7 protein-coding genes are annotated in these 9,065 nt (G+C 57.8%); 5 read left to right on the top strand and 2 right to left on the bottom strand.

Translation table 11 applies throughout. The annotated features are described in order from the left end of the window. A partial coding sequence (locus KKO72_RS21285) for an ExeM/NucH family extracellular endonuclease (protein WP_214939754.1) occupies window positions 1-3,082 on the bottom strand: 3,082 nt, incomplete at its 3' end. 257 nt (window positions 3,083-3,339) lie between these two features. On the opposite strand from KKO72_RS21285, the gene phoB reads away from it, so the two are divergent. After that, on the top strand, window positions 3,340-4,032 hold the full coding sequence (phoB, locus tag KKO72_RS14415) for a phosphate regulon transcriptional regulator PhoB (RefSeq protein ID WP_214939751.1): 693 nt from the start codon (window positions 3,340-3,342) through the stop codon (window positions 4,030-4,032). A gap of 59 nt (window positions 4,033-4,091) precedes the next feature. On the opposite strand, the gene KKO72_RS14410 is transcribed toward phoB, so the two are convergent. After that, a complete protein-coding gene (locus KKO72_RS14410) occupies window positions 4,092-4,673 on the bottom strand; it encodes a lytic transglycosylase domain-containing protein (RefSeq protein WP_214939748.1) in 582 nt (193 codons plus the stop codon). 294 nt (window positions 4,674-4,967) lie between these two features. Between KKO72_RS14410 and gspG the strand changes: the two genes are divergently transcribed. The 4 genes from gspG to KKO72_RS14390 all read left to right on the top strand — a co-directional run bounded on the left by gspG (window position 4,968) and on the right by KKO72_RS14390 (window position 9,064). Continuing rightward, window positions 4,968-5,399 (top strand): type II secretion system major pseudopilin GspG, encoded by a 432-nt coding sequence (gene gspG / locus KKO72_RS14405; RefSeq protein WP_214939745.1) that lies wholly within the window; start codon window positions 4,968-4,970, stop codon window positions 5,397-5,399. Window positions 5,400-5,401: 2 nt separating this feature from the next. Next, entirely contained in the window at window positions 5,402-6,589 is a 1,188-nt protein-coding gene (locus tag KKO72_RS14400) for a type II secretion system F family protein (protein WP_214939742.1), read from the top strand. A gap of 14 nt (window positions 6,590-6,603) precedes the next feature. After that, window positions 6,604-8,268 (top strand): GspE/PulE family protein, encoded by a 1,665-nt coding sequence (locus KKO72_RS14395; protein ID WP_214939739.1) that lies wholly within the window; start codon window positions 6,604-6,606, stop codon window positions 8,266-8,268. A gap of 190 nt (window positions 8,269-8,458) precedes the next feature. After that, window positions 8,459-9,064 carry a hypothetical protein gene (locus KKO72_RS14390; protein WP_214939736.1) on the top strand — a complete coding sequence of 202 codons (606 nt, stop codon included), beginning with the start codon at window positions 8,459-8,461 and terminating at the stop codon, window positions 9,062-9,064. Window position 9,065: the final 1 nt, after the last annotated feature.

Genomic DNA, 9,065 nt, shown 5'->3' with positions numbered 1-9,065 from the left:
GTCCTGCGCTGCCGTCGGTGTCCACTTGAAGGGCCAGGCCAGCGGTGGTGTCCACCAGTTGCACCACACCATCGGCGACGGCGTTTTGGCCGCTGTAGCCGATGCTTGCGAGCAGGGCTGACAAGTCAATGTGGTCAACCCCCGGTGCGAAGTCGGTGATGCGGTCACCGCCTTCGCGCAGGCTTTGGTAGACAAAGGTGTCGGCACCAGCACCACCTGTCAGCACGTCTGCGCCTATACCCCCGGTGATGCGGTCATCACCAGCAGTACCCGTCAAAGTGTCGCGGCCTGCGCCGCCCACCAGGAGTTTGACCAGGGACAGGCCCAGTACCACGGGGTCATGATCGGAGGAACGGTAAACGCTGGCACTGTAGTAGTCTGGACCGCAGCTGGTGCAGGCGGGTTGTTTGTATTCGAGGTTGTAGTCAATCACCGATGGTTCGTCGGCGTTGATATGCCAGTGGTTGCTGCCAGTCACCTGGGCGTGCAGGCTGGCGCTGGCCAGGGCGTGGTCCAGGTAGCCGGACTCGCCATCAAACACATAGGAATACTCGCCACTGGTATTGAAGCGGGCCACCTGGTCTTCGAACCCCAACGCGGTGAGTTCCACGATCGGGTCTTCTTTGCCATAAGCGTTCAGATCGCCAATGACCAACACGTCAGGGTCAATTGGCTTCAGTCGGTTGCTGATGAATTCGACCAGCGCCTGGGCTTGCTGCGTGCGTCGTGCATTCCAGCAGCCTTGGTCGTCACCCTGGTCGCTGTCGGCGCCAGAGTCCGTTGGGCAACTGCTTTTGGATTTGAAGTGGTTGACCACCACCGAGAACTTCTCACCGTTGGCGGCCGCGAAAGTTTGGGCCAGTGGCGGGCGGTTGTGGATGGTGTTGGTGTCGCTGACCGCGCTGCCAACCAGGCTCAGGCGAGCGGGCTGATAGATCATGGCCACGCGAATGGCATCGGTGCCGGTGCCGCCATTGGGCAGCGAGACGCTTGCCCAGGTGCCTGCGCCAGCCACCGCATTCAGGCCATTGACCAGATCTTGCACAGCGGTGTTGCCGTTGTTCTGGATTTCCATGAGACCCACCACGTCGGCTTTCAGGCCCAGGATGGCAGGAATGATTTTGTTGCGTTGACGCTGGAACTCGGCAGCGCTGTTGGCACCACGGCAATCACTGACGGTGCCGCTGGGGTAGCAGCCCGCTGAGCCACTCGCGTTCAGGGTGGTGAAGTAGTTCAGGACATTGAAGCTGCCGATGCGGACATTGCCACCGACCGCAGCCGGGGCGCTGGTGCGCGGGTTATCACGGCTGAACACCACTGCTTGGGTCGAATGGATTTTGTAGTCGCTGAGGCCATCGGTGTAGTTGGATGCCAGGCCATAGTCGATCACGCCGGTGAGTCCTGCGCTGAGGGTGTCGCCTGCACGCATGGTTTGGTCAGCGGCCAGGTAAGGCGTGGGGTTGACGTTCTGCACGCTGCTGCCATCATCAAGAATGATGCGTCGACGTGCGTTCTCATCAGCAAGGGCCAGCGCTTCCGGCGAGCCAGCCGGATGGAGGTTGGTTGGCTTGACCAGACGGCCACCCGCACCCAATGTGATCTGCCCATAGCGGCCCAGGAAGTAGTTTTGTGAGGCTGTGAGCTCGCTGTCGATTTGCACCAGCATGCCTTCGTAGCGCTCCAGATCACCATCGTTGGCAACTGGCAAAGAGACAAGTGTCGGCTGGATGCTGTTGCCGCTGGACAGCAGGCTGAGCGTTGGCGAGGTGATTTCGGTCACGGGCCGGGCTTGTGCCTGGGCGCCGGTGCCAACTGCATATTCGGTGACCGTGCCGCTCACGCGCAGTTCATTGCCCACTTCCACCAGATTGTTGGGGGCACTGCTGGTGTACACCAGAATGCCGTCTGAGGTGGTGGGGTCGCCGTCACCCTCTGGGTCTTGCATGAAGAAGCCGTTGTTGAGCACCTTGGTCACCACGCCACGGGTGCTGACAACTTTACCGACCAAGGGGCTGGTGCTGCCGCTGCCCTGAATTTGCGGGATGCGGACCAGGCCTTCAACCGTGACAGTGAAGTCACAGGTGGTGCTTTGCAATTCGTCGTTTGAAAACTTCACTTGCACTGGGTAGCTGCCAGCGGATACTGAGCTGGCCACTTGCAGTGCGACATTGGCAACCCCGCCGTCCGCACTGGCGGCATTGATCGCGCCCAGGCTGATGCCGGTGACCGACAGGTTGGTGAGGCTGGCGGCGTTGACCACGCTGTCCGCATCGGTGGCGCTCAGGTTGATGGCACCACCCACACCTTGCTGCACCGACGGGCTGGCCGGACAGGTGACGGCAATGGGTTGGTTGACTGAATCATCCATCGGCGTGCCGGTGATCAGGATGTCGTCAATGCCAACCCATTCGTCGTTGCCAATGGCGTTGGTTGTGAGGATGCGGACTTGCAATTCGGCCTGGTTGTCGGCAGCGGCTGGCAGAGTGACATTGATAGGCGTGGTCTTGTTAGCCGAGCTGCCCTCGGTCGCGTCAGCCACAAAGCCGCTGGGTACATTGACAAAATTGCCGCTGTTGCCCACCCGGTATTGCAGGGCAAACGGCTGGACGGCGTTGTCTGTCGAGCCGTCGAGGTCGCGCAACAGGTAGCTGACCTGGATGGTTTTTTGGCCGGTGGTGTTGAGATGAATGACGATGCCGGGTGCATCGGCGGTGCCGGAGCCGTTCAGAGCAATGGTCGGGTTGGTGATGGCAAATTCAGCCACACCGCCATTGGACAAAGTATTAGGGGCGGTCTGGTTGGCAATGACATCCACCGCTCCGAGGCTGCCTAGAACGGTTTGCGGATCAACAGCAATTGGGGATGATGACGAGTAGTCACCCAAATAACCGACGATGCCGGGCAAACCACTCCAGTTGTCATTGGCTGTGATGAGGTTTGTATTGCTCCAGTCTTGTGCAAAGGGCAGGGGCTGAGGTGTGCTATCGGCGATGGCCAGACCTGTTGTCAGGATTCCGAGTGCCAACAGACAGGAGGGCAAGGTCTTCAGGCCAGTGGACTGTTTGGGGAAATGTGTTTTCATGGCGTCGCAGGTGTGGTTGGGTCGCCGGATGGCTAGCAGATGTGATCTGTTTCACATCCATCACCTGAGGATCATGCTGACCGAGCATCACGGGAATATGAACAAACAGGGCCTGTTCAGTAGTCCGAATGGCCCATGAAAAGATCATGGGCCAAAGATTGGGACTGATTTTTTTGAAAACGCCGCTCAGCAAGCCATGTTTCATGAAAGCGTCACTTTTTATGCATACGCTGGTTTTTTTTCGATAGGTACAGAAAATGGGAGCTCATATTCTTGTCGTGGAAGACGATCCCGGGATACAGGAGCTGATTGCAGTCAATCTGTCACACGCTGGTTATTCTGTGGAACTTGTTGCCCATGCAGAGGCAGCCTACTTACGCATTCGCGAGGCGCTGCCAGACCTGATCCTGGTTGATTGGATGCTGCCAGGTATATCCGGTATCGAGTTGACCAGGCAGCTCAGGACCGATCCGAATACCCGAGATGTGGCGATCATCATGCTTACCGCGCGGCATGATGAGCGAGACAAGATCACGGGTTTTGAAGTCGGAGCAGACGACTATGTCACCAAGCCTTTCTCACCCAGGGTGTTGTTGGCACGTATGGGTGCTGTGCTCAGACGCCGTGTGCCACAGGAAACACAGCTTCTGTTGGAGGTGCGTGGTCTGCGACTGGACCCGGCAGCTCAGCGTGTTTCCTGTGCCGACATCAATTTGGCGCTCGGCCCAACCGAATTTCGTCTGTTGCACTATTTGATGACCCATCCTAACCGGGTGTACAGCCGCGAGCAGTTGCTAAACCAAGTGTGGGGCGGCAACTACATGGGAGAAGAGCGGACGGTCGATGTGCATATTCGTCGTTTGCGGGCCGCTTTGGAGCAGGGGGGGCACGATGTGTTGATCCAGACAGTGCGTGGTTGTGGCTATCGCTTTTCGGTGAGCACGGATTGATTCCCAGGTGACCTCAGTCTGTGGAGGTTGGGGTGACACGACTGTCCGATCAGGCCTGATCAATAGGGTTGGGCGCGTCGATGTTTGCGGTTCAAAAAATCGTAGCTTCGTAAGACGGTTGGAACATAGCGGATGGTTTCGGCAAATGGAGGAATGCGTCTGCCATGTGCCAGCACCGCCGCGGTACCAGCGTTATAGGCTGCGAGCGCCAGTTCCGTGTCGCCGGAGAAAAAATCGAGCAGCTCGCGCAAGTGAAGTGCGCCTGCTTGAACGTTTTGAATGGCGTCAAACGGGTCGGAGACGCCGTATCGGCGAGCGGTGGCTGGCATCAGTTGCATGAGGCCTTTGGCGCCCTTGGGTGAGAGAGCCTTCGGGTTGTAGCTGGATTCCGTTTGAATCACCGCGTGCAGTAGGTTGGCGTCGATCCTGTTGGCGAGGGCAGCCGCTGAGATCTCTGCCTCAAAGCGTTGTGTGGTCGCAGTGCTGCCCGATTTGGCCAGGTATGTCCTGTCAGCCAACTGTGACCGCTCTGCATTGTCTGCACGCAACAGCAAGCGAAAACGCACATCTGTGGGCTGATCACTGAAATGGGGTGTCCCATCGTCACCGATGAACTGGTAAATGTCGGCCCAAGCTGTCACGGTGACACTGAGCCCACAGGATAAAAGCAGCCCCGCCAGTCCCGGGCGAGCAAGTGGCGTCATGTTGGCTCCAAGTCGGGTTGAGTTTAAAAATGGCAAACAAGCAGATCAATTTTGGGGCGGCCATGTTGCAAAGATGTTTCAGTACAAATGTCAATGCTGTGTAACTCTGGTGTCACAAGCGATACCTAGACTTTACAGAAGGCTTTGACCTTGTCAGCTTGTGCAGTCGTTTTCAAAGTGTTTACAACGTGGGAAACGGGGTGCGTTTCACCCTCCAGGAAATGGGATCTTATGAAGCTGAAACAGACAGGATTTGCCAGATTCGCCAATGGTTTCACACTGCTTGAACTGCTGGTAGTCATGGTGATCATTGGCATGCTGGCGGGCTTTGTTGCCCCGAAATTTTTTGCGCAGATTGGGAAGTCCGAGACAAAGACCGCCCGCGCGCAGCTTGATGCGCTGGAAAAAGCGTTGGACCAATATCGCCTCGACGTGGGGCACTACCCGGCAACTGAGCTGGGTTTGCAGGTGCTGACGGAGCGGCCGACGGGTGAAGCAAAGTGGTCTGGGCCTTACTTGAAAAAGAGCGTGCCATTGGACCCGTGGTCCCATCCCTATATCTACAAATTTCCAGGTGAACATGGAGAGTACGACCTGCAGTCATATGGCAAGGACGGTCAGCCCGGCGGCACGGGTGAGGCCCAGGACATCGTCAGTTGGTGAGCATGCAGTTCCTGGTCAAAACACTGAAAGCGGACAGTGGCATCGGCACCACGGTGGTTGACGCTGCTAGCCGGGCTGAAGCGGTGGCTCAAGCAAGAGCGCTTGGTCAAGCTGTACTCTCGGCGGCACCTGTGCCCTTGCTGCGCCGTTTGCAAGTCTCCGGTTCCTCGCGATTCCCGCTTTTGCTCTTCAGTCAAGAGTTGTTGTCCCTGCTGGAGTCTGGCATCACCATTGTTGAAGCCATCGAGACCCTTGCTGAAAAGGAGGGTCGACCTGCTGTGCGCGATGTGTTGACGGGAATGGTTGCAGGGCTGCGTGAAGGCTTGCCGTTTTCAGCCGTGCTTGAGGGGGTACCCCGGGCATTCCCGGCACTGTATGTTGCCACCGTTCGGGCCAGCGAGCGCACCAGCGGTCTTGACGAGGCGCTTGGTCGTTACATCGTCTATGCCACGCAGCTTGAAACGTTGCGCGGGCGGCTCGTTAGCGCAGCGATCTACCCGGTATTGCTGCTGGCCGTGAGCGGCTTGGTCATCCTTTTCCTCATGGGCTATGTGGTACCGCGCTTCTCTCACATTTACGAGGACATGGGGGGTGATCTCCCTTTTTTCTCGCGTTTGCTGCTCAACTGGGGGCTGGCCGTTGAGCAATATTGGTCGGTGTTTGTTGGCTTTGGTGTTGCCCTGGCGGTGGGTGCTGTGAACGGTGGTGGGCGCGTGCTCATGCAAAAGATGCTGCGCTTGTTGTGGCGCGTTCCGGCAGTAGGCGAGCGCATGCGCGTGTTCCAGTTGGCTAGGCTATATCGCACGTTGGGCATGCTTTTGCGCGGTGGTATCGCTATTGTGCCTGCACTGGACATGGTGGCGGGTTTGCTGTCCATCGCTTTGCAGACGCGTCTTGCAAGCGCAACCCAGAGCATTCGTCAAGGCAACTCCATATCGACGGCTTTCGAGGTCAACGGGCTGACCACTGCAGTAGCGCTACGTATGCTGCGGGTAGGTGAACGCGCCGGCAACATGGGCGAGATGATGGAGCGTGTGGCAGCCTTCCACGATGATGAAATGGCGCGTTGGGCCGAATGGGTAACACGCCTTCTGGGACCCATGCTGATGCTGTTGATGGGGCTGGTGATTGGTGCTGTTGTGATACTCATGTACCTGCCCATTTTTCAACTGGCTGACAGTATTCAATGAACAGCTCACGCGACATGGGACGGGTGGGCGCAGCGTTTTCCACCGCGGAAATCGAAACCGCTCGTGCGCTTGCCAAACTGAGGGGGTGTCGTCTGATCGAAGCTCTGGACGACGCAGAGTCTGGTTCTGGTTCGACATTTTTGCCACGGCTCGCGGCAACGGTGTGCCTTAGCTCAGTCAGACTTGTCGACATGCAATCACTGCAGCCTGCTTTTGATTTGTTGCCCTATGGTGAAGCATTGCAGCGGGAATGCCTGCTATTTCGAGACGCTTCGGGCGATCTCGTCTTGATGATCGCCGATCCGTTCAACATGGGCTTACGCGAGTGGGCTGAAGAGCGTGTGCGATCCCGTCTGGAGATTCGTCTGGCCGACCGGGGTGATATCGCCGCATATCTTGCTCGCCACGAGGAGACTTTACGGGCCATGGATGGTCTTGTGTCCTTGGAGCAGTCTTCACCCCAGCGCGGTTCAGCTGAAGACATTTCACTCAGAAGTATCAGTGAAGACGCCAGCCCGGTGGTCCGGTTGGTCAACTCCACACTCTATGACGCACTCAAGACGGGCGCCAGCGACATTCACATGGAGACCGCAATTGGTGGTCTATTTGTCAAGTACCGCATCGATGGGGTATTGAGCAGCGTAGGCGGCATTCAGGGCACTGACAACGCCGAGCAAGTGATCTCGCGCATCAAGGTCATGGCGGAGCTGGACATCGCTGAGCGGCGTGTACCTCAAGATGGACGCTTCAAGGTGGTCGCCAGCGGGCGTGAGATTGACATCCGTGTTTCCATCATGCCCAGTATCCACGGCGAGGACGCTGTGCTGCGTATTCTGGACAAGCAGAGTCTGTCTGACAAGGTTGTTGGTCTCCGGTTGGAAGTGCTGGGGTTCAACGAGGCAACGCTGACAGCCCTGCATCGGTTGTCCAACGAGCCCTATGGCATGTTGCTCGCCACAGGCCCGACCGGAAGTGGCAAAACAACGACGCTGTATGCCGCCATCAATGAGATCAACCACGGGCACGACAAGATCATCACGATTGAGGACCCCGTCGAGTACCAATTGCCTGGCGTGCTTCAAATCCCGGTGAACGAGAAGAAGGGCCTGACGTTTGCGCGTGGCCTGCGTTCCATACTGAGGCATGACCCCGACAAGATCATGGTGGGCGAAATCCGTGACGGAGAAACCGCACAAATTGCGGTACAGGCGGCATTGACTGGCCATTTGGTGTTGACCACTGTGCATGCCAACAATGTGTTTGATGTGCTTGGCCGGTTTACACACATGGGGGTTGATCCCTACAGCCTGGTGGCGGCACTCAATGGTGTGGTTGCGCAGCGCCTGGTGCGCATGAATTGCCTCGATTGTGTGGAGGACGTTGTGCCCGATGGGGCGTTGTTGGCCCTCTCTGGCATTGCTGATGTGTCCGGTTTTCGTTTTCGTGCAGGGCGCGGTTGTGCCCAATGCCGTGGCACTGGTTTTAAGGGCCGCAAAGCGGTGGCCGAGGTGCTGATTCTGGACGACGAGTTGCGCGAGATGATTGTTGCTCGTGAACCGGTGCGACGTATCAAAGAGGCAGCCTGTCGCAGGGGCACCCGTTTGATGCGCGATGTTGGACTTGACCTGGTGCGCCTTGGGGAAACCAGTCTGCAGGAGTTGAACCGTGTGGTCACCTAACTCACAGACGCTGCATGTCGGGTTGTCGCCACAGCACTTTGTGGTTGCCAGATCTGACGGGTTCTGGCGCTTCAGGCCTGTGGTGACGCAACGTGTGGAGTGCCCGCCAAGCTCACCAACTCAGCCATGGCAGTCGGCTGTGGCCACATTGTCGCAATGGCTAGGGACACAATCTGGCAGGAAACGCGCCGTGCGTGTGGTGCTCTCGGGGCGATTTGTACGCTGGCACTGTTTGCCATGGCAGCCCGATATCGCGCAGCCCGATGAGCAGCTTGCTTATGCCTCTTTGCGTTTTCGCGAAACCTTTGGCGGTGTCGCCGAGGATTGGCAGCTGGCGCTGTCTCCCCAGCCGCCTGGCCAGTCGGTGGTGGCATGCGCGGTAGATGGGGCACTGATAGATGCACTCAACACCACTTGCAAGAACTCGGGCGCACGTCTGGACAGGGTGTCGCCATACTTTGCCTGTGCCTATGACCACTGGCGGCGTGTGATTGGCAGAAAAGAGAGCTGGTTCGGGCTGATTGAATCAGAGTGTGTTTCTTTGGGCTTGCTTCGCAATGGCCACTGGATGGGTTTGCGAACCCAGCGCGTCAATGCACATTGGCACGATGTTGTTCGTGGTTTGATGGCGCAAATTGGCATATCCGCTGGGATTTCTGATCCTGCACTACCTCTGTATCTTGTTGGCGATGGCGAGCCGCCCGCGCCAACTGATGGGCTTGCCTTCACCTGGCTGCAACCCAAAGCGCTGGTGCAACCTGCCCTGTTAGGCGGGCGTATGGCCATCGGCGAGTGAT

The organism is Rhodoferax sp. U11-2br (assembly GCF_018619435.1).
Taxonomy (GTDB): Bacteria; Pseudomonadota; Gammaproteobacteria; order Burkholderiales; family Burkholderiaceae_C; genus Rhodoferax.
Note: the sequence above shows the minus strand (reverse complement) of the source record. Positions and strands in the feature narration are given on the sequence as shown.

Bases quoted from the DNA above. Each gene is read 5' to 3' on its own strand.
- KKO72_RS14395 (WP_214939739.1), top strand. From the start codon at position 6,604: ATGGGACGGGTGGGCGCAGCGTTTTCCACCGCGGAAATCGAAACCGCT.
- gspG (WP_214939745.1), top strand. From the start codon at position 4,968: ATGAAGCTGAAACAGACAGGATTTGCCAGATTCGCCAATGGTTTCACA.
- KKO72_RS14400 (WP_214939742.1), top strand. From the start codon at position 5,402: ATGCAGTTCCTGGTCAAAACACTGAAAGCGGACAGTGGCATCGGCACC.
- phoB (WP_214939751.1), top strand. From the start codon at position 3,340: ATGGGAGCTCATATTCTTGTCGTGGAAGACGATCCCGGGATACAGGAG.